Source organism: Achromobacter sp. ACM05 (assembly GCF_019218915.1).
Lineage (GTDB): Bacteria > Pseudomonadota > Gammaproteobacteria > Burkholderiales > Burkholderiaceae_B > Achromobacter > Achromobacter animicus.
This window is the reverse complement of the sequence record NZ_JAHUWQ010000003.1, coordinates 34,772-60,813: the sequence shown is the minus strand read 5'-3', so window position 1 is coordinate 60,813 and position 26,042 is coordinate 34,772. Positions and strand designations below refer to the sequence as shown.

Below are 26,042 nucleotides of genomic sequence, written 5' to 3'. Positions count from 1 at the left end.
CGCGGTGTAGCGCGGGTCAGGCAGGCACTGGCGCCGGCGTCAGCATGCTGTCGCGCAAGCGCAGCACGGATGCGCACGAGGTGTCGCGATGCGTCACCAGCGACAGCGACAGCGCGCCCTGCGCATCCAGGTCGGTCAGCGGCACAAACGCCACGTGCGGCGTCGAATACGCGCGGGTCACGCCGGGCACCAGCGCCACGCCCAGGCCGCTGGCGACCAGGCTGACGAGCGTCTGCACCTGGATGGCTTCCTGGCTGATGCGAGGCGAAAACCCCGCCTTGTGACACAGCGCCAGCGTCACGCCGTTCAACCCCGGGACCTTGGCTGGCGAATAAAGCACGAAGTTTTCGGACCGCATGCGCTCGAGCGCAATCGGGCCAACGTCGGCCAGAGGATGGCGGGCCGGCACGGCCAGCATCAGGTCGTCGCGCTCGACCACCCAAGAATCCAGTTCGCTGTCTTCGGCCAACGGACCGCGCACCAAACCTGCGTCGATCTCGTTGGCGCGCAGCATCGCCACCAATCCGACCGTGCTGTCTTCGCGCAGGTCCAGATGAACATCCGGGTACTGCGCGCGGAAGGCCGGCAGGCAGCGCGGCAGCAGCATGTACGTGGCCGAGCCCACAAAGCCCAGGCGCAGCGTCCCCCATTCCCCCAACGCCACCCGGCGCGCCGCCTGGCGCGCCTGATCGGTATGGAACAGCGCGCGGCGCGCATCGGCCATCAGGGCGTCGCCCGCGGGTGTCGTGGTGACGCCCTTGGCGCCTCGCACCAGCAGCGGCACACCCACCGCGTGCTCCAGCTTCTGGATCGACACCGACAGCGCGGGTTGGGCGATGTGCAGCGCATCGGCGGCGCGGCGGTAACTCCCCAGCTCGGCGATCGTGACGAACTGCCGAAGCTGGCGCAAATCTATAGCCATAACAGATTCCGTATCAAGCAATACCGAAGCCATATTAGACGCGTATGTGCGGCGCCGATAGGATTTCCGCCATGACGACAACTCCCCTCTCAAATGGCCCGGCGCTGGACGGCGTCCGCGTCCTGGACCTGACTTCCGTCGTATTCGGCCCTTACGCCTCGCAGATCCTGGCCGACTACGGCGCGGACGTCATCAAGGTCGAAGCGCCCGGCGGCGACTCCACCCGGCAAACCGGCCCCGCGCAGGAACCCGGACTGTCCGCGATCTTCCTGGGTCTGAACCGCAACAAGCGCAGCATCGTGCTGGACCTGAAGCAGCCCGCCGCGCGCGAGGCGCTGCTGACGCTGGTCGACCAGGCCGACGTGCTGATGCACAGCATGCGGCCGGCCAAGATGGCCGCGCTGGGGCTGGACCCCGCCACGCTGTGCGCACGCAATCCGCGGCTAGTCTATGCCGGCCTGTATGGCTTCGGTGAAGGCGGCGCGTACGACGGCCGCCCAGCCTACGACGACATCATCCAGGGCCTGTCGGGGTTCGCGGATCTTGTCGGCCGCCAGACCGGCGCGCCGCGCTACCTGCCCACCGTCGCCGCCGACAAGACGTGCGGTCTGGTCGCCGCCCACGCCATTCTTGCGGCGCTGTTCCAGCGCGCGCGTACCGGACAGGGCCAGCAACTGGAAGTGCCCATGTTCGAAAGCATGGCGTCCTTTGCGCTGGTCGAGCACTACTATGGCCGGCATCTGGCGGACGAGCCGGGCGACGCCGGTTATCCGCGCGTGCTCACGCCCTGGCGCCGGCCCTGCCAGACCGCAGACGGGCACGTCTGCCTGATGCCCTATACCGACGCGCATTGGCGCGACTTCTTCAACGCGGCCGGCCGCCCCGATCTGGCGCAGGATCCGCGCTTTGCCGACATCTCGGCGCGCACGCGCCACATCGAGACCCTGTACGAATTGCAGGCCGGCCTCGTCGCGGCCCATGACACGGCGTACTGGCTGGCGCTGTGCGAGCGGCTGCAGATCCCGGCCGCACCCGTGAACCGGCTGGAAGATCTGGAGACCGACCCGCATCTGGCCAGCGTGGACTTCTTCGTGCCGCTGGAAAGCGCGTCCGGCAGTCACTACCGCTTTCCGCGTAACCCCGTTCGTTTGCAGCATTCCCACGTGCCGCCCGCCATGCCGCCGCGCCTGGGCGAGCACACGCGCAACGTGCTGGCCGAAGCGGGCCTGTCGCCGGCAGCCGTCGACGCGCTGCTGAACACCGGCGCCGCCCGCCAAGCCATCGCCCCCCTTTCTGAAAACGCCAAGGACCCCGCATGACCCAAGACCGCGACACCTCGCCCGCCATCCAACTCGGCCAAGGTTTTTACTGGCAGGACCTGACGGTGGGCCAGCGCTTCCAGACATTTCGCCGCACGGTGACCGAGACCGACATCGTCAACTTCATCAGCGTCACCGGCATGCTGGAGACCATTTTCATCGACGCCACCTACACCCACGGCGCCATCCAGGGCCGCCCCGCGCCGGGCGCGCTGACCTATGGACTGATCGAAGGCCTGATCATGCAGGGCATGGTGCAGGGAACGGGTCTGGCGCTGCTGGAGGTTCACAAGAAGATGATTGCGCCGGTGGTGGCCGGCGACACCATCTGGGCCGAGATCGAAGTGACCGGCGTGCGCCCGACCTCGCAGCACAACCGCGCGGTCGTCACATCCGCCATCGACGTGCGCAACCAGCACGGCAAGCCGGTGATGGCCTACACGGCCGTGCGCATGCTGGCCGGCAGGCCGCGCTGACCAGGCTGACCGCTATCAGCAGCAGGCATCCCGCAGAGGACGCCGCCGCCCATCCGCAGTACCCATAACAGCCCAAGGAGACAACCCATGAAAAAAGCACTGCTGGCGACCACGCTGGCCCTTCTGGCGCTGGGAGGCGCCGCCAGCGCCCAGGCCGCGTGGCCCGACCGCCCGATCACGATGGTGGTGCCCTTCCCGCCCGGCGGTCCGACTGATCTGGTGGCGCGCGTGCTGGCCAAGCAATTGACGGACCAGCTGGGCCAGACCGTCGTCGTCGAAAACAAGGGCGGCGCCAACGGCAACATCGGCATGCAGTACGCAGCCGCGGCCAAGCCCGACGGCTACACGGTGCTGTACAACACCTCGTCCATCGCGCTCAGCCCCAACCTGTATCGCTCGCTGGCCTTCGACCCGGTCAAGGACTTTGCGCCGGTGTCCACCACGGCCGTCATTCCGCTCGTCCTGCTTGTGCATCCGTCGGTGCCCGCCGACACTGCGCCCGCCTTCGTGGATTATGCGCGCAAGCGTCCCGGCAAGCTGTCGTACGGCTCTGCCGGCGCCGGCAACGTCACGCATCTGGGCGCGCTCCTGCTTTTGCGGTCGCTGGATATCGATGCGGTCCACGTGCCCTATCGCGGCAGCGCCCCGGCCATGACGGATCTCGTCGGCGGGCAGGTCCAGGTGATGACCAATACGCTGAACGATTCGCTGGGCTTCATCCGCGAAGGCAAGCTGCGTGCGCTGGCGGTGACCAGCGAGACGCGCAGCGACCAACTGCCCAACGTGCCGACGGTGGCGGAAACCGTGGCGCCGGGTTTTGGGATGGGGGCTTGGCAGGGCGTGGTGGTGCCGGCCGGCACGCCCGCGCCTGTGATCGACAAGCTCAATGCCGAGATCCTGCGCGCGCTGAAATCTCCAGAGATGCAGAAGCAGCTCAAGGTGCAAGGCGCGCAGGCGCTGGGGTCGACGCCGCAGGAGTATGCCGCCTACATCAAGAGCGAGATCGCGCGATGGGGCGAGGTGGTGAAGGCGGCGAACGTGAAGCTGGATTGAACGCAATTGCGCCTACGCGTCACTCGCCAAGACAAACGCCCGCGTGAAGCGGGCGTTTTCAATACTGCTTTGGTAAGCCGGGCGACTTAACGTCCCGCGGCCTTGGCGCTCAGGCCATTTGCTACGCCCATATCGGTCTTGGGCACGTCGCGCAGGATCACGCGGACGTCTTCGCCAGAGATGTCGAGACTGGCGCACACGGCCTGGTTCAGCGCCGCGATCAGGGCGGCCTTCTTGGCTTCGTCGCGGCCTTCGATCAGATCCACGTCCACGCGCGCCATGCGCTTGCCGATTTCCCCCGCGACGATCACGTGTTCGGCCGGGACTTCGTGCAGCACGGCGCGCACGCTGGACAGCGGCGCCGCGATGCTTTCGACCACCGCGTTGGACGCGGCTTTGAGCAGGTCGGCTTTCTGGGCGGCCGTGTGGCCTTGCATGATCTGGACGTTCAAGAGGGGCATGACGATTCCGATGTTCCGATAAAAGGAAAACCGGTCAAGCCGACCGGCAAGCCATCATATCGTGACTGCGCCCGCGTGCAAGCAACTGCACGCGGGCGCAAGGGGTCATGCGGGGAACGCCGGAATCAGGCGGCGGCCTTGCCTTCGCGTTCCAGTTCCGGTTGGACGTTCGACGCGTCTGCATCCGCCGTAGCCGGGGTTTCCGTCAGGGTTTCAGCCGACACCGGCGTCTCGGTCAGGGCCGGCGTGACCAGTTCCACGACCTTTTTGCGGGACAGCATGCCCAGGAACTCGTCGTCCTCGCCCGTCACGGCGACCGGCTGATCGCTGTGAACAAGTTGCGCCAGCACTTCGCCCAGGCCCGCGGTGGCAGGCACCGACGCCAGGTCCTCGACAAAGCGGGACACATCGCGTGCGCCTTCCTGCATCGCCTTCGCGGCTGCCTCGGCGGTCAACACGCCGGCGAGGCGCTTGCCGTCCAGCACCGGCGCGTACTCGTAGTTCAGCGCGCTCATGCGGTCTACGGCATGCGCGGGGCGCGAGCGCATGGTCAGCGTCAGGCGCGCCGGATTCACTGCGTGCGTGGCGTTGAGCACCTTGGTGCGGTTCACGTCCTGCAGGAACGACTGCACGTAATCGTTGGCCGGGTTCAGCAAAATGTCTTCCGGCGTGCCTTCCTGCACCAGCTCGCCATCCTTCAGGATGGCGATGCGGTTGCCCAGGCGCAGCGCTTCGTCCAGATCGTGCGTGATGAAGACGATGGTCTTGTTGAGCTTGGCCTGCAGTTGCAGCAGCTGATCCTGCATTTCGCGGCGGATCAGCGGATCCAGCGCGGAGAACGCCTCGTCCATCAGCAGGATTTCGGCGTCGGTCGCCAGCGCGCGCGCCAGGCCGACACGCTGCTGCATGCCGCCGGAAAGCTGATGCGGGTACTGGTTCTCGAAGCCCGACAGGCCCACCTGTTCCAGCCATTCGCGGGCGCGCTGCTCACGCTCGGCCTTGCCCACGCCTTGCACGGTCAGGCCGTACGCGGCGTTGTCCAGCACCGTGCGGTGCGGAAACAGGCCAAAGCGCTGGAACACCATGCTCATCTTCTTTTGGCGGAAGACTTCCAGATCGCGCTTGTTCAGGCTGACCACGTCCACGCCATCGACCAGGATGTGGCCCGCGCTGGGCTCGATCAGGCGGTTGAAGTGGCGGATCAGGGTCGACTTGCCCGATCCGGACAAGCCCATGATGACGTAGATGCTGCCTTCTTCGATGGACAGGCTGATGTCGCGCAGACCCAGCGTGTGGCCGCTTTTGGCCAGCAGCTCTTCCTTGCTCATGCCGCCCTGCGCGGCTTCCAGCCACTTCTTCGGATGCGCTCCGAAGATCTTGTAGATGTTCTTGACTTCGATCTTGCTCATCGCTGGCCTCCCATGCGCATGCGCTGTCCATACGATTGCGTGATCCGGTCGAACAGCACGGCCAGCACCACGATACCCAGGCCTGCCAACAGGCCCCGGCCCACTTCCAGGCGGTTGATGCCCAGCAGCACTTCATAACCCAGGCCGCGCGCGCCGATCATCGACGCGATCACGACCATCGACAGCGCCATCATCGTGGTCTGGTTGATGCCGGCCATGATGTTGGGCAGCGCCAGGGGCAACTGCACGCCGAACAGCTGCTGGCGCGGATTGGCGCCAAAGGCGCGCGACGCTTCCAGCACTTCGCGGTCGACCAGGCGGATGCCCAGGTCGGTCAGGCGGATAAGCGGCGGCACGGCGTAGATGACGGTCGCGATGATGGCGGGGATCTTGCCCAGGCCGAACAGCATGACGACGGGAATCAGGTACACGAAGCTGGGCATCGTCTGCATCACGTCCAGCACGGGCAGCATGCCGGAACGCAGCCAGTTCACCCGCGCCATCAGCACGCCCAGCGGGATGCCGATCAGCACCGACAGGCCGGCGGCCATGATCATCAGCGCCAGCGTCTGCATGCCGGCGTCCCACAGGCCCAACACGCCGATCACGCACAGCAGCGCGCCCATCGCCAGGCTCAGCCCGACGCGGCGGCTCACGCCATAGGCGATCGCAATGGTGACCGCGACAACCGCCCACCAGGGCGAGCTGCGCAAGAGTTGCTCCAACCACACCAACGCATGCAGCACGGGCTGGGACAACGTCTCCAGCGTGTCGGCATAGTTGGTGACCAGATGATCGACAAAGCCGTCGATCGCCCCCCGTACCTGACGGGCGGGAATAATTTCAGGAAACATCGTTTTGACTCCATTCTGGCGCGCTCGCCGCCCGTGTCGCCACCGGGCGCGCCGGCGCAGCGGAAAACAACGAGACTGAGACGGGTGCCTGGCACCTGGACGGATGATGGATCGCACAGATCACATCCGCATCGGTGCCCTGCACCGGTATCACTGCCACCGCGGGTGGCGGCACAAGCACGCTTGCCGGGCCGGACGCTTGCGCCCGGCCGGCGGCCATCCCGGCAAAGAGGTCCGGTCCCTCAAGGGGCCGGTACGCGCCACCGCGGCGCGCAGCCAGGATCACAGTGCTTTACAGCGCGCTTTGGACGCGCCCGGCGACGTCGGCGGGGACCCACTTGGTCCAGACGTCGGGTTTGTTCTTCAGGAACCACTTGGCCACGGCGGTGGATTCATCGCCGGACTCTTCCATGTGGGCCAGGGTTTCGTTGATGACCGGCAGCGGCACCGAGACCTTGGACAGGAATTCGGTCAGCTTGGGCGCATCTTCGGAGAACTTGGTGTTCACCGCGGTAAAGACGGGATTGTCGGGATAGGCGCTGGGCTCAGGCTTGGCGCACTTGGGCGACGTCAGGCACTTGTGCTTTTCGGCGTCGTAGGGCGGCAGGTCCAGCTTGACCAGATCCATGGCGCCGACCAGCGGCGTGGGGGACCAGTAGTAGAAGACAACGTTCTGCTTGCGCTTGTAGGCCGACATCAGGGCCGCCTTCTGCGCCGCGCCCGTGCCGGGCGAATACAGCGTGTAGGAGTCGTCAAGCTTCAGGGCATGGAACAGGTTGTTGCTGGTGACTTCGCAACCCCAGCCTGCCGGGCAGCCGTAGAAACGGCCCTTGCCGGGCTCTTCCGGATCCTTGAACTGGTCCTTGAACTTGGGCAGGTCGGCGGCGGACTTCAGTTCCGGCAGGCGCTCGGCCGTGTACTTGGGGATGTACCAGCCTTCGGCGCCCATGTACAGGTCACCGATGCGCTTGACCTTGCCGGTCTTCTCGGCGCGGGCCCAGGGGTCGGCCACGCTGTTCAGCCAGATTTCGGTATTGATGTCCAGATCGCCGCGCTCGAGGGCAGCCAGGGCGGGCAGCGTTTCAGTCGGCAGGGTTTCGGTCTTGCAACCGTAGCCCTTTTCCATGATGAAACGTTCGACGTCAACCAGGACCAGATTGGATTCCCAGTTCATGGCGCCGAAGGTGACCGGCCGCTTGATTTCGCATTGCGGCGCGTCGGCGGCTTGGGCCGAACCGGCAAACGCAAACAGAACGGCCGCGGCGGCCAGGGTCTTGACAGGGGTAAAACGCATTGGCTTTTGCCTCCATAGGTTCAGGCACGCACGCCGGGAACAAGCCCGGGAGGCACCGTGGAGCTAAGGGGGTTGTGCGGAAGACGGGCAGAACCGCCAATACAAACCGACACTAGCAACAAGACGGCCCGCGAGGGACGCGGCGTCTTGCAAGACAGGGAGCTTCAAAAACGGGTTTTTGAGAACTCAGAGAAAGAGAACAAACTGAACGAAGAAGGCGGCATCTTAAACGAAATTGAGATGCCGACCAACCCCGAGGGTGAATGAAACAGATACATTCGCCACGAAAAACGTCAGGGAAAACCCGGTATGCACTTGGGTAGATGGCCGTTTTCCCCAGGGGAAATTCGTCCGGGGATGTCCGATACATTTAGTTAACAATATGTTCGGATAAACACATATAGGGCGTTCCAAAACGGGCTTGGGAAGCCCGAAATGGCCGGTTTGCGCGGCCAGTTCGGCATCCTTACTTGCGGGCCAGCGACTGCTGGTACGGCCCGGCGTCCAACGCCCCCGCCGGCAAATCCCCCTTCAGCGTCCCGTTATCCTTGAAGATCTGGAACTCGCGCTCGAGCGTATCCAGATCCGCCGCGTTCAGCGACACCCGGTAATTTTCATCCCACAGGTCCGCGAACACCTGCGCATCCGCCTGCGGCAGATTGCCCGCTTTCTGCACCGCGCTCACCACCTGCGCGGGATTGGCCTGGCCGTATTCCAGCGCCTTGCGCAGCGCCACGATCGCCCGCACAACGGCGTCCGGATTCTTCTGCTGGTACTCCGCGCGGACCAGGCCCACGGCGTTGTAGGGCACGCTGTCGCTTTTGGTCAGCGTCTTCCACTGATCGCCAAACGTGGACAACGTGCGCACCTTCAGATCCTTCAACTGCGCGGTCGTGACATTGCGCAGCGCGGCGGCGTCCACTTCCTTTTGCGCCAGGAACTGCACCAGGCGCGGCTCATTGCCCGGCACCAGCGTGAAATCCTTCTCCTTGATCCCGTGGTTGCCGGCGAGCACGGCGCTGGCGATGGTCGCGGTGGAGCTGCCTGCGGGCGACATGCCGATCTTCTTGCCCTTCAGGTCGGCCAGCGTCTTGATCGGCGAATCTTGCAGCACCACGAAGGAAACGTTCGACGGCTGCGTCGCCAGCACGATCTTCACCGGGACGCCATCGGTCGCCAGCGCAAACGCGCCCGCGGCAGGAGATCCGAAGGCCAGGTCGATAGCGTTTGCGGCGATGGCGCGGGTCGGGCCATTGACGTCCGAGAAGTGCACGTACTCCACCTCCAGGCCTTGGTCCTTGAAGAAGGTGCCCGCTTCCAGCACCGCGCCGTAACCCAGCGTCAGCCCGCTGGGCCAGTAGCCGACGCGGATCTTTTCGGCATGCGCGGGCGCCGCGGCCAGGCCGCCGGCCAGTACCGCAAAGAGCGCGGCGCGTTTGATCAATTGCAAGGCTTTCATAAGTGCTCCAGGTGTGAGTCCTGCCCGGTCAACGCGCCGGCGGCAGGTGTCGGTAAGTGGAATCGGTGCGCGCGCCGCCAGCCGATGGCAGGCGGCGAGGTCGATGCGCGTCTGCGCGCGCGCGGCCGCCAACGTGTCAGGATCGGGCTTGGGTGTCTGCGCCACCGGCGGCCTCCCAGAAGACGATCTTGCGATGCAGCCAGCGCACCGTCTGCGCGCCGGCTACGCCGAATGCGGCCAGCAGGATCACGCCGGCGAACATGGTGCTGACGTTCAGATTGACCGCGGCCGATCCGATCAGGTAACCCAGCCCTGCCTCCGACGACACCAGCTCGCCCACCACGGTGCCGATCAGCGCGAGCGACACGCCGATCTGCAAGCCGGCAAAAATGTCGCCGGACGCCGCCGGCAGCTTCACGTGCCGGAAGATGTACCAGCGCGACGCCGAGAACGCGCGGCACGCGTCGATCAGGTCCGGGTCCACACGCCGGATGCCGACGATGGTGTTGATGAACAGCGGGAAAAAGCAGATCAGCACCACCAGCACCACCTTGGACGCCAGCCCGAAGCCGAACCACACCAGGATCAGCGGCGCCAATGCCACCTTGGGCGTGGCCTGGATGGCGACCAGCAGCGGATACACAAATTTCTCGAACGTGCGCGATTCCGCCAGCAACGCCCCCAGCACCAGCGCCAGCGCACTGCCGATGGCGTAGCCGATGAGCGTCGCGGCCACGGTATAGCCGATGTGGCGCCAGATCGTGCCGTCCTGGAATACCGACACCAGGGTGCGGAAGACGGCGCCGGGCGTGGTCAGGATGTAGTCGGGCACCTTGAAGTACGTCACGGAAAAATGCCAGGCCAGCAGCACCACGGCCAGCGTGGCCAGCGGGTACAGGACAGCGGTCAGTCGTTGCATGGATTCATCCGATGAAGTGGCGCCGAAGATGATCGGCAGCGGCGGTGAACGCGGGCTCGGCCAGCGTCGCCATCGTTCGCGGGCGCGGGATATCGACCTTGAAGTCCTCGACCACCCTGCCCGGCCGGGCCGACATGACCAGCACGCGGTCCGACAGCATCACGGCCTCGGGAATGCTGTGCGTGATGAACAGCACGGATTTGCGGTCGCGCATCCAGATCCGCTGCAACTCCAGCGTCAGCGCCTCCCGCGTCATCGCGTCCAGCGCGGCGAATGGTTCGTCCATCAGCAGCAGCCGCGGATCACGCTGCAGCATCCGCGCCAGCCCGACCCGCTGCTGCATGCCGCCGGACAGTTCGTTGGGATAGTTGCCGGCAAAGTCGCGCAGCCCCACGAGGTCCAGCAGTTCCCGCGCGCGGCGCTCGGCTTCGGCGCCGCTCGCGCCCGCGGTTTCGCTCGGCAGCAAGACGTTGTCCAGCACCGTGCGCCACGGCAGCAGCGTTGGCTTCTGGAAGGCAACGCCGATGTCGCGGCTGGGCCCCTCAACCGGCACGCCGCCGACTTCGACCTGGCCGAGCGTAGGGGTGAGCAGCCCCGCGGCAAGCTTGAGCAGCGTGGACTTGCCGCAGCCCGACGGCCCGAGAATCGTGACGAACTCGCCCTCGCCCACCGCCAGATCCACTTCGCGCAGCGCATCGATGCTGCCGCGCCGCGTCTGGTAGGACACCGACACCGCGCGCGCCTGCAGCAAGGGCGCTGCTGTCATTGGACCGCCTTCGCCTGCGCGCGCACGGCGGCGGCATCGAACGCCGAGAACTTCGGCACGAGCTGGTTGCTGAAGATCTTGTCGACGGGAATGTCGGCGGTGTTGAACTCGCCGGCCTCGTGCATCGCGCCCACGAACGACCGGATCACCCCCAGATCGAATTCGCCCGCCACGCGTTCAGTGCCATCGGGACGGCGCAACGTGCTGTCCATGCGCTTCTTGACCAGCACGATGGCTTCGTCCAGGTTCTTCTGATAGTCGCCATCCTTGGGCTTGGCCTCGGGTTGGTACTTCCAGAACGTCTCGGCGCACAACCGCGGATTGGCGTCGCACGCCAGCACTGCCTTGGTGTAGGCGCGCCCGAAGCGGGCCAGCAGCTCGGGCTGGTCGCGCAGCGTGTCTTCATGCGCGATGAAGCCGTTGCTGTTGATCTTCTGGAAAATCGGCGGGTACGGCAGGCGGCGGACCTTGGTGCCGGTCAGCTCCAGCATCGCGGTCCACGAGCTGTTGTAGTTCAGGGCGTCCACCCGGCCTTCCTTCAGCGCCAGAAAGCCGGACCCCAGCACGCCCACCGCCACGATGTCGACATCCTTGCCGGGCACCAGCGATTCCTGCCGCAGCAGCGCACGCGTCGACGGAATGGTGCCCCAGGTCAGCGCGCCGACCCCGATCTTCTTGCCCTTCAGGTCCTTGATCGTCTTGATCGGACCATCGGCCAGCACCGCCAGCTCCAGCTCGTTCGACGGGATGGTGTTGTAGAAGTAGCGCACCGGCAGCGGCGTCTTGCCGGTCTCGTAGCTGGCCAGAACGGGCTCGGGCAGCGGCAGCCCGATGGTGACCTTCTTGGACGCCACCTGGGGCAGCAAGGCGCCTGCGCCCTGGAACACGATCGTCTTGACCTCGATGTACTCCTGGTCGAAGTAGCCCAGGTCCTTGCCCAGCCCGTATACGCCGCCGCTGGCGACGGTGAGCGGAATGCCCAGGGCCACGGTGACGGTGTCGGCGGCCTGCGCGGCCGGAAAGGCCGCCAGCGCCACGGCAGCGGCAGCGAGGCGCGCAAGGGTTTGTGCGGGTTTGGTCATTGCAGTGCTCCGTTGTTGTTGGGGTGTCTTTCGGGGTGCGCCAGCGCGTCCCGCGCCCGCTGCTTGAGCAGGTTGCGGTCGACCTTGTTGGTGGAAGCCAGCGGCAACGCGTCCAGAAACCAGACGCGGCGCGGGTGCTGGTAGGCCGGCGCGTGCGTCAGCACGTGCTGCTTGACGGCGTCTTCGGTCAGCGCGCCGGGCGCGGCGGACACGACAAACGCCACCGGCTTGTGGCCCTTGATGTCGTCCGGCACCGGCACCACGCAGGCCTGCTGCACGCCAGGCAGCGTTTCCAGCACTTTCTCGACCTCGCCGGGAAAGATGTTTTCGCCGCCGGACACGAACATGTCGTCGTCGCGGCCCACGAAGTAATAGAAACCCTGCGCATCGCGGCGCAGCACGTCGCCCGTGACGTAATAGCCGTCGGCGGTGATGGCGGCGCGGATGTCGGGTCGGTTGTGATAGCCCAGCATGATGCCGGGGCTCTTGACGTGCAGCACGCCTTGATCGCTCTCGTTGCCCGCGGCGTCCACCAGCCGCACCTGCACCTGCGGATGCGCATGGCCGATCGACATGTCGGGCTGCGGCAGCCCGGCCGGGTGCGGGCCGAAGGTGACGGGGCCGGCCTCGGTGGTGCCATACGAATTGATCACGCGCGCTTGCGGCAGCGCGCGGCGGATCGCGGCCTGCAAGGCTTCGCTGACGGGCGCCGAACCCATGCGCACGACCTCCACGCTGCTCAGGTCGGCGCGGGCAAGCAGATCCTCTTCGCGCAGCACCATCGCCATCATCGGCGGCACGGACGTGAGCCAGGTGGGGCGATAGCGCGCGATGGCCTCGATGTAGGGCCGCGGCTTGAACTGCGGCAGCAGCACGATGGTCGCCTGCCCGGCCAGCGCAAGCTGGCACAGCGCCAGCGCGTTCATGTGATACATCGGCGCGGCGATCAGATAGCGCTGCCCGGCCAGGCTTTGGCCCGCGAGCCGCGTGCGCACCACCCACAGATGGCTGCGGTGCGACAGCACCACACCCTTGGGCTTGCCGGTGGATCCGGACGTGTACAGGAAGAACGCGGCTTCGTCCGGCGCCGGCGTCACGGCCTCGAACGGACCCGGGTCGAGCAAGGCATCCAGACCGGCCTCGCCCGGCGCGCCGAACTCCACGACGGGCAGATCCGACGGTGTCTGCGCGCGCCGCGCGGCATCGCAGAAGACCAGCCGCGCGCCGCTGTCCTGGATGACGAAGTCCGACAAGGCGCGCGGAAACTTGTAGTTCACCGGCACGACAACCAGGCCCGCCCGCTGCGCGCCCAACAGCACGGCCAGGAACTGCGCGCTGTTGGCGGCCAGCACCGCGACGCGATCGCCGCGTTGCAGCCCGCGACGCAGAAGCCCGCGCGCGACGGCATTGCACAGACCATCAAGCTCCCCGACCGTCAGGCGCGTCTCGTTCTGCGCATCGTCCAGCGCGATCACCGCCACATCGTCGGGATTGGCGCCCGGCGGGGTGAGCCCGCCCAGGTTGTAGGCATGAAAGCCGGGATCAGTGCTCATAGACGAAGTCCAGTAAGGTGTTCAAGCCCGGCAAAGCCACGGCCAGGCCGCTCAATCCGTCGCATTGCCAGGGCCGCGCGCGCAGGTCGTCGCCCAGCGCGGCGACGTGTCGTTCCAGCGCATCGGGATTACCGGCGCGCAAGGCGATGGCGCCGAAGAAGCTGTCGCGGCCCAGCGCATCGCACGCAAGATCGCCGTAGCGCTGGGCATAGGCGTCGGCATCCAGCAGATCGACCGAGAAGCCGGGGCTGGGGATCGAAAAGCCGCGCCCGTCCAGATGGACCTGGCCGAACGCCGCCTGCGCGTAGGCCTGCGCATCGGCCTGCGGGTGTGCGGACACCAGCGTCAGGCCCGCCAGGCCACGCACGCCATTGGCGTGCGACTGCCATTCGGGACGCCACACCAGTTCCGGCGTCAGGTGCTGGCAGTAATAGACGCGGCCGGCCTCGAAGGCGCCGGGCTGGTAGCGCACGGTGCGAAAGCTGGCTTCGTGCTGCACGCCGTCCAGTTCAAGCGGACGGGTGAAGGCGTGCAGCGGCGCCACCGCCGCGCCGGCGCGCGTCAGCGCGGCATGCACGGCGTCGGCCGAGGCCGGCTTGTAGACCAGCCCGTCGATGCCCGTCGGGTTGTCCAGGATCTCCTGGCGCAAGGTGCCGCCGTCGGTCGGCAGGCCGATCAGCTCCAGGTAATCGTCCTGGAACACCATCAGATGATTCACCGACCCGAACGCGTGGCGGCCTTGCGGCGTCAGCGTGAACCCCAGCGCCGCGAACAGGCGCGCGGCCGCATCGGTGCCAAAGCGCGTATTGATCACCAGGTGATCGAGCGGCAGAGCGCTGTTCATGCCCCTCTCCCCTCAGCCCTTGGGCGGCGCGGTCAGATACACGCCGCGCCCGCTGGCCAGCAGCGCGCCTTGGGCGTCCTCGATGCGCGCTTCAGCCACCGACAACTGCTTGCCGGCCTTGACGACCTTGCCGCGGATGGTGAGGTCGCCCTGGATCGCCGGCCGGTGATAGTCCACCCGCAGGTCCACCGTCGGCACGCCACGACCCGTGTGGGAGACGAGCGCCCAGTCCGCGGTCAGGTCGATCAGCGCGGCCAGAATGCCGCCGTGCGTGTAGGGGTTGTCGGGGTTGACCGACCATTCCTCGCGCCACGTGGCCTGCAGCACGATCTCGCCGTCGCCGACCGACAGCACTTTCAGGCCAAGCCACTGGTGATAGGGGCTGCGCAGGAGACGCGCCTGGATATCGGCCGCGGCGGGCAGGTTCTGTTCAGACATGTTCAAAGGTTCCGATTGGGATTCAGGGAGCGACGATGATCTTGCCGATGACCTTGCGGTCGCGGATGGCGGCCAGGCCTTCGGCCGCTTCTTCAAGCGGCACCACGCGGTCGATCAGCGGCGCGATCTCACCGCGGTCGACCTGGTCCAGCAGCGCGAGCAGGTTCTCGTCGTAGAAGCTGTTGGAACCCTTGACGGTCAGTTCAAAGCTCCAGATGTAGCGCAGGTCTTCCTTGGGGTCGTAGCCCGCGGTGGCCCCGCACGTCAGCAGGATTCCGCCTCGACGAATGCAGCGCAGCGACGGCACCCAGGTGTCGCCGCCCGTGAAGTTCACCACCACGTCCACCCCGCCTTCCGTGCCGCGGCGCTGCGGCTTGCCATACTGCTGGATCGCCCATTTGGAGAAGTCGGTCTCGCGGTAGTCGACAACGTGGTCCGCGCCGATCTCGCGCAGCCGCGTCAGCTTGTCCGCGCCGCTGGCGCAGGCAATCACCTCGGCGCCCAGGCGCTTGGCCAGGATGACGCTGGCCGTGCCGACGCCGCCGCTGGCGCCCAGGATCAACACCTTGTCGCCGGCCTGCACGGTGCGGTGCGTGACGAGCATCCGGTGGGCGGTGCCATAGGCCACCGGCAAGGCGGCCGCCTGTTCATACGTGACGTTGGCCGGCAACGGCAGAAGCTGCGCCGCCGACACCAGGCAGTACTGCGCCATGCCGCCGTCCAGCATTTCGCCCATCAGGCCCTTCTCGCGATTCAGCGGATTGACCAGCACGCGGTCGCCCGCCTTCCAGCCTTCGACGTCCGCGCCGACCTCGGCGATGTCGCCGGCCAGATCCAGGCCGATGATCACCGGCAGCGGCACCTTGATGCCGGGCATGCCCTGCACCGTGAAGACATCGTGGTAGTTGAAGGACGAGGCGCGCACGCGCACCACGACGTGGCCGGGAGTCGCCTGGGGCACAGGCTTGTCATGGACGACCGACAGTTGGTCCAGGCCGCCGTGCGCGTTGAGCACGAGCGCCTTCATGGTTTGGGACATGTGATTGGATCCGTGAGGGGAAAAAAAGCGGGAAGAAGATCAGTCCGCCGCGGCGCGGCGCCAGCGGAACAGGTGCGTCTCAAGCGGCTTGAGCACGCAGAACTCGATCAGCACCATCAGGCCGACCAGCGTGATCGTCCATGCAAACACCTGATCGGTCTGCACGAGATCGGCCGCCTGCCGCAGCCGATAGCCCACGCCGTTGGACGCGCCGATGGTTTCGGCCACCAGCGACACCCGCCAGCCGAAGCCGAACGCCAGGCGCGCGCCGGAAAAGAAGTCGGGCAGGATGGAGGGCAGATAGATCGTGCGCAGGATGCGCAGCGGCGGCATGCGGAAGCTGCGCGCCAGCTCGACCAGGTCGGCGCGCACCGAGCGGGCGCCCTGCCAGACGTTGGTCAGGATCAGCGGCAGCGCGGTCATGAACACCACGAAGATGGTCGTGGCGTTGGAGATGCCGAACCAGATGATGGCGAAGATGGCCCAGATGGCCGAAGAAATTGTGTTGGTGACGGCCAGCACGGGTTCAAAGAACTCGCCCAGCTTGCGGCGGCTGCCGAACAGCAGCCCCAGCGCCGTGCCCGCCACGGCGGCCAACGAGAAGCCCGCGATGACCCGCCAGAACGTCACGCCCAGGTCGCGCCAGAACGTATCGCTGGAAACCAGCCGTCCCAGCGCGTCGGCCACGCGTGCCGGACCCGGCAGGATGTACGCGGGCACGCCGCGCGCGGCGAACGCCCACGCCGCCAACAGCAGCGCCACCAGCAGCAGGCGCCGCCCCGCATTGCCGCCCAGGACACGCCATGCCGACGCGCGTTCGGCCGAAATCGAAGTCTGGGTCATGACGCTACACCCGCACGCGCAACTGACGGATCAGCTCGGCGACCTCGGGTTGCGACGGCGCGCGCGGCCTGGTCAGCGTCACGGGCGCGATCTCGCGGATGCGGCCGGGCCGCGGCCGCAGAATTACCACCTGATCGGCCAGCACCACCGCTTCCTCGACGTCATGCGTCACAAACACCACGGTCATGCCGCGGCTTGCCTGGATTTCCAGCAGCTCGGCGTGCATCTGCGCGCGGGTGCCGGGGTCCAGCTTGGAGAACGGTTCATCCAGCAGCAGAATGCGCGGCTCGTTCACCAGACTGCGCGCCAGGGCCACGCGGCTGCGCATGCCGCCGGACAACTCATGCGGGTAGGCCGACCCAAAACCGGCCAGCCCCACTGATTCCAGCGCGGCCAGCGCCCGCGCCTGGCGTTCGGCGCGTGGCAAGCGCGTGGCCTCCAGGCCGAAGCAGACGTTGTCCCGCGCGGTGCGCCACGGCAGCAGCCGGTCGTCCTGGAACAGATAGCCCACCGCGCGCCAGTCGGCGTACGCCGCCGTGCTGGCGCCTTCCACCAGGATGTTGCCCTCGTCAGGATGAGCCAGCCCCGCAATCAGATTGAGCAGCGTGCTCTTGCCGCAGCCTGACGCACCCAGTATGGCGACCACCTGGCCATGCGGTATGTCCAGGTCGATGCCCTCGAGCACCTGCAGCGGCGTGTCGTTGCGGCGCGCAAAGCGCTTGGACACCTTACGCAGCGAGATGGCGGCGGACGCGGGCTGGCGCTCGGGAGATATGCGATGGACGTGATGGATGGCGGACAGATCGGTCATGAAAGGCACGGTTGATGACGATGCCTTGCACGCCGGGCTTGGGGCGAAACGACATCATGCCTCGCAGCTTATGCGTCATGCACATGCATGGGAACGAACGATTTCCCATCTGCAAATGGCGTGCAGTCCTTAGGTGAAAACCGGCTATCGGCATGCGGAAATCTTCGTAGCCAGCGGAATGTTGCGCACCTATGTTCAGGGGCTTTCACGCCCCAATTGGATACTCGAAGCATGCCAGCCCGTCTTGCCGTCACCCCCGCCGCCGCGTTGATCGACGTGCCCCGCGTTTTCTCGCTGGATGGCTTTCAGCCGCACTCCGCCGTGACCCTGACGCTGACTTCGCGCCAGCTTGACGGCGCGGTCTGGCGCAGCCGCAACACTTACCTTGCCGATGCGGCGGGGACCGTCGACGTGTCCGGCCAAGCGCCCGTATCCGGCGGCTACCGCATCGCCGACGGCCAGGGTCCGATCTGGTCGCAGTCCCCGGCGCATGCCGGCGATGCTGGCGACACCGAGGACCTGCCCGCTCCCGAGGGCGCGGACGGCGTCATCCCTGTACGCGCCTCGGCCAGCGACACGCACGGCAATCACGCGGCAGCCCATTTCGGACAGCGCCACGTCGACAGCGGCGTCACGCGGCAGCCCTTGAACGAGGACGGGCTGGTGGGCGTGCTGTATACCCCCGCCGGTCCCGGCCCGCATCCGGCCATCGTCGTGCTGAACGGATCAGGCGGCGGCATCAACGAAGCACGGGCCGCGCTCTTTGCGTCGCGCGGCTATGCCGCGCTGGCGCTGGGCTACTTCGGCGCGCCCGGCTTGCCTGACTACCTTTCCGAAATTCCGCTGGAATACTTCGAGCGCGCGCTGCAATGGCTGCGCGCGACGGTCAGGCCTGTTGAAAACTTCATCGCCGTCAGTGGCCATTCGCGCGGCGGCGAACTGGCGCTGCTGCTGGGCAGCCTGTATCCGCAGGCCGTATCGGCGGTGATCGCCTACGTACCCAGCTCGGTCGTACATGGCGTGTTGAACGCGGGCAAGCCGGGCACGGGCCGCTTCGGTCCCGCCTGGACGCAGGCGGGCCAGCCGCTGGCGCACGTCTGGGAGAACAACGCCGCGCAGGATTGGGGCCTCGTCGACAGCCTGCCCGAGCCCCGCCGCCAGGCGCAGGCGTTCGTGAACGCCCAGCAGGATGCGGCCGCCGTCGCGCGCGCCCGCATTCCGGTGGAACGGATAGCGGGTCCGGTCCTGGTGCTGTCCGCGGGCGACGACGGCTATTGGCCATCGACCCGGTACGCCGCCGACGTGGCACAAGCCCTGCAAGCGGCCGGCCATCCGCACGCCGTGGCGCACCTGGACTATCCCGACGCCGGGCACGCCCTGCAGGCGCCCGGCGTGCCCACCACCGAGATTTCGCGCGCGCATGCGGTGTCCAGCATCGTGTTGACCGGCGGCGGCGACGCGGCCGCCAACGCGCGCGCCAACGCGGACTCGTGGGCGGCGGTGCAGCGCTTTCTGGCGGCCGCGGTCGCTGAACGCACCGCAGCCACCGCATGAGCGCGCAGCAGGCGCCCGGCGCGGGCGCACTGGCGGGCGTGACCGTCATTGAATTGGAAGGCATCGGTCCGGCGCCGATGGCGGCGATGCTGCTGGCCGACATGGGCGCGACGGTCCTGCGCATCCAGCGTCGGGATCCCGTCGAGCAAGGCATCCAGCGCGAACCGCGCTTCAACCTGCTGCTGCGAAACCGCACGTCGATTGAACTGGACCTCAAGCGGCCGGCATCCGCGGCGCTGGTGCTGGACCTCGTGGAAAGCGCCGACGCCCTCATCGAAGGCTTCCGTCCCGGCGTGATGGAACGGCTGGGCTTGGGGCCGGACGCGTGCCTCGCGCGCAATCCACGCCTGGTCTATGGCCGGGTCACGGGCTGGGGACAGTCCGGGCCGCTCGCCCAGTCGGCGGGACACGACATCAACTACCTGGCCATCACCGGCGCCCTTGACGCGATCGGCCGGCAGGGCCAGCCGCCCACGCCGCCGCTGGCGCTCCTTGGCGACTTCGCGGGCGGCGGGTTGTATCTGGCGCTGGGCATCCTGGCCGCGCTGATCGAACGCGCGCGCAGCGGTCTGGGACAAGTCGTGGACGCGGCCATGGTCGACGGCGTGGCGTCCCTGTCCACCGCTTTTCACGGGCTGGCTGCGGCGGGCGTGTGGCGGGCCGAACGCGGCACCAACCTGATCGACTCGGGCGCGCCCTTCTACGACGTGTACGCCTGCCGTGATGGCCGCTATGTTTCCATTGGCCCGTTGGAGGCCAAGTTCTTCAAGCAACTACTGACGCTGTTGGAACTGCCGCCGGAGCTGGCCGGTTGGCAATCCGACCGCGCCCGCTGGCCGGCGTTGCGCGAGCAGCTGGCGCAAGCCTTTGCCGCCCGCTCGCGCGACGAATGGACCGCGCGGCTGGAAGGAGCCGATGCGTGCTTTGCGCCGGTGCTGAATTTTGACGAAGCCCCGAATCACCCGCACTTGCGCGCGCGCGGCACGTTTATCGAGGTTGACGGCATTGCCCAACCTGCGCCCGCGCCGCGCTTGAGCCGCAACAAGGCGCCGCCGATCGCGCCGGTCGCGGCGCCATTGCGCGGCACGTCGGCGCTGGCTGCGCTGGGCCGCTGGCTGCCGCCCGCCGCGCTTGAGCGCGCGCAGGCGCAGGGCTTGCTCGACTAGACCCTCAGCTACCCGCCGTGGCGTGGGCCGGCGCGAAGAAGTAATCCTTCCAGCTGTCGGCCTGCCCTTGCAGCACGCCGATCTCGCGCAGCTTGTCGGCATACACCTTGGTCTGCTGCGGCGTGATCGTGAACTGGTTTTCGGGATCGTCCAGGATCTTCTTCACAAAATCGACCGGGAGCTTGGAATTCTGCTGGCGGATGAAGATCGCGGCGGCCTCGTCCTTGTGGCCGGGAATCCACGCCGCAGCCTCCGCCAGCGCAGCGTAGAACGCCTGATAGGTCTTGGGATTGGCGTCGTGGAATTTCTGGGTGGTGTACAGCACGTTGAACGTCGCGGGTCCGCCCAGGATGTCGTACGAACTGATCACCTTGTGCACCGCCGGATTGCGCTCCAGCGCCTGGTAGTAGAACGGCGCGCTGGAAAAATGCGCGTTCACTTCCAGGCCGCCGGAGATCAGCGCGGTGGTCGCATCCGGATGCGGCAGGCTGATGGAAATATCGTCGAAGCGCTTGAAGTTGTCCTTGCCATAACGCTTGGCCGCTTCGATCTGCAGGGTGCGCGACTGGAATCCGACGCCCGCGGCCGGCACTGCGATGCGATCCTTGGCGCCAAAGTCATCCAGCGTCTTCACTGCCGGATTGTTGCTCAGCAAATAGTTGGGCAACGACCCCAGCGCCGCCACCAGCTTCACGTTCTGCTTGCCGCGCGTGCGATCCCACAGCACCAGCGCAGGCGGCACGCCGGCCGACACCATGTCCAGCGCGCCCGCCAGCAGCGCCTCGTTCATGGCCGACGCACCGGAAATCTGCGCCCATTCCACCTTGATATCCACGCCGGCCTGCCTGCCGTGCTTCTCGATCAGCTTCTGGTCTTTGACTACATCAAGGATCAGATACGCGATGCCGAACTGCTGCGCCACGCGCAATGTGCCTTCGGCATGCGCCGGTGCAGCGGCCGCGACTAGCGTTGCGAAGGCCAGCGCCGAGGTCGCTGCAAAGCGCCGCAGGGGAAAGGGATTGATGGACATGAGGTCGCGGGCTCCTTGGGCCAATGGGTTCGCCACACCGCGCCATTCGCGATGTAGGGTGGCAACGTAGGTTGACCGGCGATCCTAGCAACGCGCGCGCGGCGGAGGAACGAACTATTTCTGCTATCCAAATAGCGTCGATGGCACGCCGTTCAGCGCAGCCGCAAAGCCCATGCCGCAAGCCCCAGCGCGGCCGAAGGAAACAAGCATATGTCCAGATATTCTTTGTCGGCGCAGCCTTCGCTCCGTAGCATGACCCCAAGCTATTTCACATGCATATCGGGGTTTGGAATCATGAGTTCGTACAAGAAGCTGCCTTCCATCGACGCCGCGCGCCGGCGTCTGTTGTTCCATATCGGCTCGGTGGCGGCCGCTGGCGCGCTGCCCGGCGTGACGTTCGCCCAATCCCGCGAGCAGGCCACGCTGGCCTCCGGCAGCGCGGGCTACACATGGGCCCTGCCGTTCGTCGCCGAAAGCGCGGGCTACTGGAAGGCGCGCAACGTGGATCTGAAGGTGCTGGATTTTCCGACCGGACGGGACTCGATGCAGGCCCTGCTGGCCGGCTCGGCGAACTTCTCCACCACCACGGATACGCCGCTGGTCTTTGCCGTGTTGCAGGGACTCAAGCCCGGCATCCTGGCCAACTTCAGCCGCTACTCGTACGACATGAAGATCGTTGCGCGTGAAGGCAGCGGCATCGCCGCCGACAAGCCCGCCAGCCTGAAGGGCAAGAAGATCGGCACGCCCGCCGGCACGTCGGGCCAGTATGCGCTGGCCAAATACCTGGAGTTCGCAAAGCTGTCCGCCAGCGACATCACGCAGGTGAATCTGGCGCCCACCGATCTCATCGGCGCGCTGGTGCGCGGCGACATCGACGCGTTTTCCTGGACCGCGCAGGCCGGCAACGCGGCGCTGCGCCAAAGCGGCGGCAAGGCGTTCTTCCTGACGCAGGACGGCTACGAGAAATTCTTCCGCAGCCACCAGTTGCTGCTGGTCAACCAGAACACGCTGGATACGCGCCAGGCGCTGATCAAGGACGCCATCGGCGCGCTGCTCGATGCCGAAAAGCGCATTGCGCAGGATCCGGCGTGGCCAGATCTGATCGCCACGCGCATCCGCAGCACGCCCGCGGAGGTCAAGCAGGCCACCTCGGTGTTCGAGTTCAAGGTGGGATTCGACGACAGCTTTGTGGACGATCTGGTGAACCAGGCCAAGTGGGCCATCGACGCCAAGCTGGCGCCCGCGCCCGCCGGCGACCTGCGCGCGCTGTTCCGCGCCGCGATCAAGGACGCGCCGCTGTCGGCCGCCGCGCCCGACCGCGTCAAACTGGCCTGATGGCATGGGCGCCCTGATCGAATTCCAGCGCGTGTCGCAGTTCTTTGCCACGCGCGGCAAGGCGCCCGCGCAGGCGCTGCACGAGGTGTCGCTGGACCTGGCGGCCGGCGAATTCACGTGCCTGATCGGCCCGTCGGGCTGCGGCAAGACGACGCTGCTGCACCTACTGGCAGGCTTTCTGCAGCCCACCGACGGCGCGGTCCGGTTCCATGGCGAACAGGTCGAACGCCCCGGTCCCGAACGCGGCGTGGTGTTCCAGGAATATGCCCTCTTTCCGTGGATGACCGCCCGGCAGAACGTGGAATTCGGCCTGCGCGCACAATCGGTGGCCGCACCGCAGCGCCGCCACCGCGCGCTGGCGGCGCTGGAGCGCGTGGGTTTGGCCGCGTCCGCGGACCGCTATCCGCACGAACTATCCGGCGGCATGCGCCAGCGCATTGCGGTGGCGCGGTCCCTGGTTGTCGAACCGAAAGTCCTGCTGATGGACGAGCCGTTCGCCGCCGTCGACGCGATGACCCGCGCCGCGCTGCAAAAGGACCTGCTGCGGCTGTGGCAGGAGACCGGCGTGTCGGTGGTGTTCGTCACCCACAACATCGACGAAGCGATCTTCCTGGCGCAACGCGTCGTCGTCATGGCGCCGCATCCGGGCACGATCAGCGACGACATCCGCATTGGCCTGGACTACCCGCGGCAGCGCGGGTCCATTGAATTCGCTCAACACTACAACCGGATCGAGGTCGCGCTGGCGGCCGGCGCCCAAAGGCAGGCAGCATGACTTCATTGACCCTGCGCCGCGAGTCCGTGGCCGAAATTACCGCCGATGTTCCCGTGCGAGGCGATCACACGGCCAGCGGCGATGCGCCGCCCGCGCGTGCCGAACTGGCCGACCGCTTTCAACAGGCGCATGCGCGATCCGAACGCGCCCGGCGCCGCCGCCGGCTGCTGTTGAACCTGGCCGGCATCGCGCTGTTCCTGTTGGGGTGGGAAGCCATCCCGCACGTCTTCTCGTGGATGAACCCGGCGCTCTTTCCACCGCCGTCACGCGTGCTGCAGGCCGCGTTGCCGCTGATCGAATCGGGCGAGTTGGCCGGGCACATCACCGCCAGCCTCACGCGGGCCGCGGCAGGATTTGCCATCGCGCTGGTCCTCGGCATCACCGCCGGCATCCTGACGGCGCGCATCGCGTTCCTGCATCACCTGAGCGAACCCGTGCTGCATGGCTTTCGCTCAGTGCCGTCGCTGGCGGTCGTTCCGCTGGCGGTGCTGTGGTTCGGCATCGGCGAGCTGCCCAAGATCGCGCTGATCGCCTGGGGTGCGTTCTTTCCCATCTGGATCACCACCTTCATCGGCGTGCGCGACACCAACATCGTCTACCTGCGTTCCGCGGCGGCGTTGGGCGCGGGCAGGCTGCGCACGCTCTTTCTCGTCATCCTGCCCGCCGCCCTGCCCTTCATCCTGGCCGGGGTGCGGCAGGCCATCGCCGTGTCGCTGATCGTGCTGGTGGCGGCCGAGCTATCGGGTTCGACCCGAGGCATCGCCTACATGATGTCGCTGGGCCATCAGCTATTTCAGGTGGAGATCATGTTCATTGGCCTGGTGCTGCTGGGCACGTTCGGCTTCCTGGCCGATCGACTGTTCGTGTGGGCGGCGCGGCGGCTCTTTCCCTGGTATCAAAGCGCCTCCTGACATGAGCCTTCCACACAAGCGGGCCGAACCCCGGACGGTGGTGCTGCGCAATGCGCGCATCCACACGTTTCATGACGCCCGCCCGTCGGCCCATGCCATCGCGCTGTCAAACGGCCGGGTCGCCGCCTATGACGAGGACGCCCTCGCGCTGGCCGACGGCAATACGCAGGTGCTGGACCTGCAGGGCGCGACCGTAATCCCCGGCATCAACGACAGCCATGCCCACATGGAGCGCGAGGGGCTAAAGACCCTGCGCCCCTCGCTGGCGCACGCGCGCAGCGTGGCAGACGTGTTGCAGGTGGTGCGCGAGCACGCGCGGTCGACGCCGCGCGGCGACTACATCGTCACCATGCCGGTGGGCACGCCGCCCTATTTCTTCGGCGGCGCGGCGCAGTTGGCGGAAGGCCGGCTGCCCAGCCGGCAGGAACTGGACGCCGCGGCGCCCGACCACCCCGTCTACATCCCCGCGCCCTTCGGCAATTGGGGCAAGCCGCCCGGCAGCGGCGCGCTCAACAGCCTTGCGCTGGCGCGCAATGGCCTGACGCCGGCATCGCAGCCGCGCTGCAGCGGCATCGAACTGGGCCGCGATGCCGCCGGAGAACTGGATGGCAGCATCGTCGAGCGCAATGCCCGCCCCGCCGTCGAATTCGACCTGCTGCCCGACGTGCCGCGCTTTGGCTTTGCAGATCGACTGAAGGGCCTGCGCATCTCGCAGCGGCTTTATCACGCCAAGGGAACCACCAGCATCTATGAAGGCCACGGCTGCGCGCCCGAGACCATCTCGGTCTATCGCAAGCTGTGGGAAGACGGCGAGCTGACCATGCGATCCACGCTGGTCGTCAGCCCGGCGTGGAGCGACCTGGCCGAAGCGGCGCGCGCCATGCGCGACTGGCTGGCCACCGCGCGCGGGCGCGGACTGGGCGACCCGTGGTTTCGGGTCAGCGGCATCCATATCGCGTATGGCGGCGATCCCGTCGTGGCCTGCTGCGCACGTGCCAACCTGCCCGACACCGGCTGGTCCGGCTTCGTCGAACAGGCGGTCACGCCATCGGATTTCCGGGCGCTGTGCCTGCTGGCTGCCGAACATGACCTGCGCGTCAACGTCATCGTCTCCGACAAGCTGCACGAGGTCGTTCCAGTGCTGCGCGAGGTCAATGCCCGGTTCCCGCTGGCCGGCCGCCGCTGGGTCGTCCAGCACATCGCCCGCTCGCGCATCGACGACCTGAAGGCGCTCAAGGCGCTGGACGTGCTGGTCACGACCATTCCCACGTATTTCCTGTGGAAAGGCGGTGCGGCGTACCTGGACGAACCAGATGGCGGTGAAAGCGTGGTGCCGCATGCCGAGATGCTGGCGCTGGGGCTGGACGTGTCGCTGGCGACCGACAACATTCCCTATGATCCGTTTCACACGCTGTGGGTCGCCGGCGTTCGGCAGGAGCGGTTGACGGGGCGCGTCATTGGCGCCGGGCAGACGCTGACGGCCCGCGCGGCGCTGCGCGCGTTCACCATGGCCGGCGCCCGGCTGAGTTTCGACGAAGACTGGAAGGGCCCGCTCGCGCCGGGATTTGCCGCGGACCTGGCGGTGCTGGATCAGGACCCGATCGAGTTGCCGGCCGCGGCGTGGCGGGAAGTTCGCTGCACGATGACCATCGTGGGCGGGCACATCGTGCACGGCGGGCCGGACGCGGTTTCATCGTGATGCCGGCATCGGGGTTACCGGCTTTGATCG

General features: G+C 67.0%; 25 protein-coding genes. 9 read left to right on the top strand and 16 right to left on the bottom strand.

Annotation, left to right across the window (positions count from 1 at the left end):
• Positions 1-16: 16 nt before the first annotated feature.
• Complete coding sequence (locus tag KW836_RS18605; RefSeq protein ID WP_255595956.1) at positions 17-922, bottom strand: LysR family transcriptional regulator; 906 nt, start codon at positions 920-922, stop codon at positions 17-19.
• Positions 923-993: 71 nt separating this feature from the next.
• On the opposite strand from KW836_RS18605, the gene KW836_RS18600 reads away from it, so the two are divergent.
• The 3 genes from KW836_RS18600 to KW836_RS18590 all read left to right on the top strand — a co-directional run bounded on the left by KW836_RS18600 (position 994) and on the right by KW836_RS18590 (position 3,770).
• On the top strand, positions 994-2,241 hold the full coding sequence (locus tag KW836_RS18600) for a CaiB/BaiF CoA-transferase family protein (protein WP_218344360.1): 1,248 nt from the start codon (positions 994-996) through the stop codon (positions 2,239-2,241).
• On the top strand, positions 2,238-2,717 hold the full coding sequence (locus KW836_RS18595; RefSeq protein ID WP_175125232.1) for a MaoC family dehydratase: 480 nt from the start codon (positions 2,238-2,240) through the stop codon (positions 2,715-2,717). The genes KW836_RS18600 and KW836_RS18595 overlap by 4 nt, the downstream gene beginning before the upstream one ends.
• A gap of 87 nt (positions 2,718-2,804) precedes the next feature.
• Positions 2,805-3,770, top strand: coding sequence for a tripartite tricarboxylate transporter substrate binding protein (locus KW836_RS18590; RefSeq protein ID WP_218344359.1), 966 nt, complete (start codon positions 2,805-2,807; stop codon positions 3,768-3,770).
• A gap of 86 nt (positions 3,771-3,856) precedes the next feature.
• On the opposite strand, the gene KW836_RS18585 is transcribed toward KW836_RS18590, so the two are convergent.
• The 14 genes from KW836_RS18585 to KW836_RS18520 all read right to left on the bottom strand — a co-directional run bounded on the left by KW836_RS18585 (position 3,857) and on the right by KW836_RS18520 (position 17,542).
• On the bottom strand, positions 3,857-4,231 hold the full coding sequence (locus KW836_RS18585) for a tautomerase family protein (RefSeq protein WP_175139351.1): 375 nt from the start codon (positions 4,229-4,231) through the stop codon (positions 3,857-3,859).
• Between the two features lie 125 nt (positions 4,232-4,356).
• The gene (locus KW836_RS18580) at positions 4,357-5,640 is read right to left on the bottom strand and encodes a glycine betaine/L-proline ABC transporter ATP-binding protein (RefSeq protein WP_254595051.1); all 1,284 of its coding nucleotides are present in this window, start codon (positions 5,638-5,640) and stop codon (positions 4,357-4,359) included.
• Positions 5,637-6,494, bottom strand: coding sequence for a proline/glycine betaine ABC transporter permease (locus KW836_RS18575; RefSeq protein WP_218344358.1), 858 nt, complete (start codon positions 6,492-6,494; stop codon positions 5,637-5,639). The genes KW836_RS18580 and KW836_RS18575 overlap by 4 nt, the downstream gene beginning before the upstream one ends.
• 292 nt (positions 6,495-6,786) lie before the next feature.
• Positions 6,787-7,788, bottom strand: a complete 1,002-nt coding sequence (locus tag KW836_RS18570; protein WP_175125229.1) for an ABC transporter substrate-binding protein — start codon at positions 7,786-7,788, stop codon at positions 6,787-6,789.
• A 466-nt stretch (positions 7,789-8,254) separates the two neighbouring features.
• The gene (locus KW836_RS18565) at positions 8,255-9,247 is read right to left on the bottom strand and encodes an ABC transporter substrate-binding protein (RefSeq protein WP_218344357.1); all 993 of its coding nucleotides are present in this window, start codon (positions 9,245-9,247) and stop codon (positions 8,255-8,257) included.
• 136 nt (positions 9,248-9,383) lie between these two features.
• Positions 9,384-10,166, bottom strand: a complete 783-nt coding sequence (locus KW836_RS18560; RefSeq protein WP_218344356.1) for an ABC transporter permease — start codon at positions 10,164-10,166, stop codon at positions 9,384-9,386.
• Between the two features lie 4 nt (positions 10,167-10,170).
• Positions 10,171-10,932, bottom strand: coding sequence for an ABC transporter ATP-binding protein (locus KW836_RS18555; protein ID WP_218344355.1), 762 nt, complete (start codon positions 10,930-10,932; stop codon positions 10,171-10,173).
• On the bottom strand, positions 10,929-12,014 hold the full coding sequence (locus KW836_RS18550) for an ABC transporter substrate-binding protein (RefSeq protein ID WP_218344354.1): 1,086 nt from the start codon (positions 12,012-12,014) through the stop codon (positions 10,929-10,931). Before KW836_RS18550 ends, KW836_RS18555 begins: the two co-directional genes overlap by 4 nt.
• On the bottom strand, positions 12,011-13,567 hold the full coding sequence (locus KW836_RS18545) for a class I adenylate-forming enzyme family protein (RefSeq protein ID WP_218344353.1): 1,557 nt from the start codon (positions 13,565-13,567) through the stop codon (positions 12,011-12,013). Before KW836_RS18545 ends, KW836_RS18550 begins: the two co-directional genes overlap by 4 nt.
• Entirely contained in the window at positions 13,557-14,411 is an 855-nt protein-coding gene (locus tag KW836_RS18540) for a VOC family protein (RefSeq protein ID WP_218344352.1), read from the bottom strand. The genes KW836_RS18545 and KW836_RS18540 overlap by 11 nt, the downstream gene beginning before the upstream one ends.
• A gap of 12 nt (positions 14,412-14,423) precedes the next feature.
• Entirely contained in the window at positions 14,424-14,849 is a 426-nt protein-coding gene (locus KW836_RS18535) for a PaaI family thioesterase (protein WP_175125222.1), read from the bottom strand.
• A gap of 22 nt (positions 14,850-14,871) precedes the next feature.
• Positions 14,872-15,876 (bottom strand): zinc-binding dehydrogenase, encoded by a 1,005-nt coding sequence (locus tag KW836_RS18530; protein WP_218344769.1) that lies wholly within the window; start codon positions 15,874-15,876, stop codon positions 14,872-14,874.
• Positions 15,877-15,927: 51 nt separating this feature from the next.
• Entirely contained in the window at positions 15,928-16,731 is an 804-nt protein-coding gene (locus KW836_RS18525) for an ABC transporter permease (RefSeq protein ID WP_218344351.1), read from the bottom strand.
• Positions 16,732-16,735: 4 nt separating this feature from the next.
• Positions 16,736-17,542: an ABC transporter ATP-binding protein gene (locus KW836_RS18520; RefSeq protein WP_218344350.1), complete on the bottom strand. Its 807-nt coding sequence runs from the start codon at positions 17,540-17,542 to the stop codon at positions 16,736-16,738.
• A 231-nt stretch (positions 17,543-17,773) separates the two neighbouring features.
• Between KW836_RS18520 and KW836_RS18515 the strand changes: the two genes are divergently transcribed.
• Positions 17,774-19,096 (top strand): acyl-CoA thioester hydrolase/BAAT C-terminal domain-containing protein, encoded by a 1,323-nt coding sequence (locus KW836_RS18515; RefSeq protein ID WP_218344349.1) that lies wholly within the window; start codon positions 17,774-17,776, stop codon positions 19,094-19,096.
• Entirely contained in the window at positions 19,093-20,262 is a 1,170-nt protein-coding gene (locus tag KW836_RS18510) for a CaiB/BaiF CoA-transferase family protein (protein ID WP_218344348.1), read from the top strand. Before KW836_RS18515 ends, KW836_RS18510 begins: the two co-directional genes overlap by 4 nt.
• Before the next feature lie 4 nt (positions 20,263-20,266).
• Here the strand turns inward: KW836_RS18510 and KW836_RS18505 are convergent, their stop codons facing one another.
• Complete coding sequence (locus tag KW836_RS18505) at positions 20,267-21,292, bottom strand: ABC transporter substrate-binding protein (RefSeq protein ID WP_218344347.1); 1,026 nt, start codon at positions 21,290-21,292, stop codon at positions 20,267-20,269.
• A gap of 294 nt (positions 21,293-21,586) precedes the next feature.
• On the opposite strand from KW836_RS18505, the gene KW836_RS18500 reads away from it, so the two are divergent.
• The 4 genes from KW836_RS18500 to KW836_RS18485 are packed head-to-tail and all read left to right on the top strand — an operon-like array spanning position 21,587 to position 26,012.
• Positions 21,587-22,627 (top strand): ABC transporter substrate-binding protein, encoded by a 1,041-nt coding sequence (locus KW836_RS18500; protein WP_218344346.1) that lies wholly within the window; start codon positions 21,587-21,589, stop codon positions 22,625-22,627.
• A gap of 4 nt (positions 22,628-22,631) precedes the next feature.
• Positions 22,632-23,402, top strand: a complete 771-nt coding sequence (locus KW836_RS18495; protein ID WP_218344345.1) for an ABC transporter ATP-binding protein — start codon at positions 22,632-22,634, stop codon at positions 23,400-23,402.
• Positions 23,399-24,313, top strand: coding sequence for an ABC transporter permease (locus KW836_RS18490; RefSeq protein WP_218344344.1), 915 nt, complete (start codon positions 23,399-23,401; stop codon positions 24,311-24,313). The genes KW836_RS18495 and KW836_RS18490 overlap by 4 nt, the downstream gene beginning before the upstream one ends.
• A 1-nt stretch (position 24,314) precedes the next feature.
• Complete coding sequence (locus tag KW836_RS18485; RefSeq protein ID WP_218344343.1) at positions 24,315-26,012, top strand: amidohydrolase; 1,698 nt, start codon at positions 24,315-24,317, stop codon at positions 26,010-26,012.
• The last annotated feature ends 30 nt before the right edge of the window (positions 26,013-26,042 follow it).

Excerpts from the sequence above, each read along its gene's own strand:
- KW836_RS18590 (WP_218344359.1), top strand. The coding sequence starts at position 2,805 with ATGAAAAAAGCACTGCTGGCGACCACGCTGGCCCTTCTGGCGCTGGGA.
- KW836_RS18555 (WP_218344355.1), bottom strand. The coding sequence starts at position 10,932 with ATGACAGCAGCGCCCTTGCTGCAGGCGCGCGCGGTGTCGGTGTCCTAC.
- KW836_RS18495 (WP_218344345.1), top strand. The coding sequence starts at position 22,632 with ATGGGCGCCCTGATCGAATTCCAGCGCGTGTCGCAGTTCTTTGCCACG.
- KW836_RS18515 (WP_218344349.1), top strand. The coding sequence starts at position 17,774 with ATGCCAGCCCGTCTTGCCGTCACCCCCGCCGCCGCGTTGATCGACGTG.
- KW836_RS18535 (WP_175125222.1), bottom strand. The coding sequence starts at position 14,849 with ATGTCTGAACAGAACCTGCCCGCCGCGGCCGATATCCAGGCGCGTCTC.
- KW836_RS18575 (WP_218344358.1), bottom strand. The coding sequence starts at position 6,494 with ATGTTTCCTGAAATTATTCCCGCCCGTCAGGTACGGGGGGCGATCGAC.
- KW836_RS18485 (WP_218344343.1), top strand. The coding sequence starts at position 24,315 with ATGAGCCTTCCACACAAGCGGGCCGAACCCCGGACGGTGGTGCTGCGC.
- KW836_RS18520 (WP_218344350.1), bottom strand. The coding sequence starts at position 17,542 with ATGACCGATCTGTCCGCCATCCATCACGTCCATCGCATATCTCCCGAG.
- KW836_RS18605 (WP_255595956.1), bottom strand. The coding sequence starts at position 922 with ATGGCTATAGATTTGCGCCAGCTTCGGCAGTTCGTCACGATCGCCGAG.
- KW836_RS18545 (WP_218344353.1), bottom strand. The coding sequence starts at position 13,567 with ATGAGCACTGATCCCGGCTTTCATGCCTACAACCTGGGCGGGCTCACC.
- KW836_RS18570 (WP_175125229.1), bottom strand. The coding sequence starts at position 7,788 with ATGCGTTTTACCCCTGTCAAGACCCTGGCCGCCGCGGCCGTTCTGTTT.
- KW836_RS18580 (WP_254595051.1), bottom strand. The coding sequence starts at position 5,640 with ATGAGCAAGATCGAAGTCAAGAACATCTACAAGATCTTCGGAGCGCAT.
- KW836_RS18560 (WP_218344356.1), bottom strand. The coding sequence starts at position 10,166 with ATGCAACGACTGACCGCTGTCCTGTACCCGCTGGCCACGCTGGCCGTG.
- KW836_RS18595 (WP_175125232.1), top strand. The coding sequence starts at position 2,238 with ATGACCCAAGACCGCGACACCTCGCCCGCCATCCAACTCGGCCAAGGT.
- KW836_RS18540 (WP_218344352.1), bottom strand. The coding sequence starts at position 14,411 with ATGAACAGCGCTCTGCCGCTCGATCACCTGGTGATCAATACGCGCTTT.
- KW836_RS18500 (WP_218344346.1), top strand. The coding sequence starts at position 21,587 with ATGAGTTCGTACAAGAAGCTGCCTTCCATCGACGCCGCGCGCCGGCGT.
- KW836_RS18550 (WP_218344354.1), bottom strand. The coding sequence starts at position 12,014 with ATGACCAAACCCGCACAAACCCTTGCGCGCCTCGCTGCCGCTGCCGTG.
- KW836_RS18505 (WP_218344347.1), bottom strand. The coding sequence starts at position 21,292 with ATGTCCATCAATCCCTTTCCCCTGCGGCGCTTTGCAGCGACCTCGGCG.
- KW836_RS18600 (WP_218344360.1), top strand. The coding sequence starts at position 994 with ATGACGACAACTCCCCTCTCAAATGGCCCGGCGCTGGACGGCGTCCGC.
- KW836_RS18490 (WP_218344344.1), top strand. The coding sequence starts at position 23,399 with ATGACTTCATTGACCCTGCGCCGCGAGTCCGTGGCCGAAATTACCGCC.
- KW836_RS18565 (WP_218344357.1), bottom strand. The coding sequence starts at position 9,247 with ATGAAAGCCTTGCAATTGATCAAACGCGCCGCGCTCTTTGCGGTACTG.
- KW836_RS18530 (WP_218344769.1), bottom strand. The coding sequence starts at position 15,876 with ATGAAGGCGCTCGTGCTCAACGCGCACGGCGGCCTGGACCAACTGTCG.
- KW836_RS18525 (WP_218344351.1), bottom strand. The coding sequence starts at position 16,731 with ATGACCCAGACTTCGATTTCGGCCGAACGCGCGTCGGCATGGCGTGTC.
- KW836_RS18585 (WP_175139351.1), bottom strand. The coding sequence starts at position 4,231 with ATGCCCCTCTTGAACGTCCAGATCATGCAAGGCCACACGGCCGCCCAG.
- KW836_RS18510 (WP_218344348.1), top strand. The coding sequence starts at position 19,093 with ATGAGCGCGCAGCAGGCGCCCGGCGCGGGCGCACTGGCGGGCGTGACC.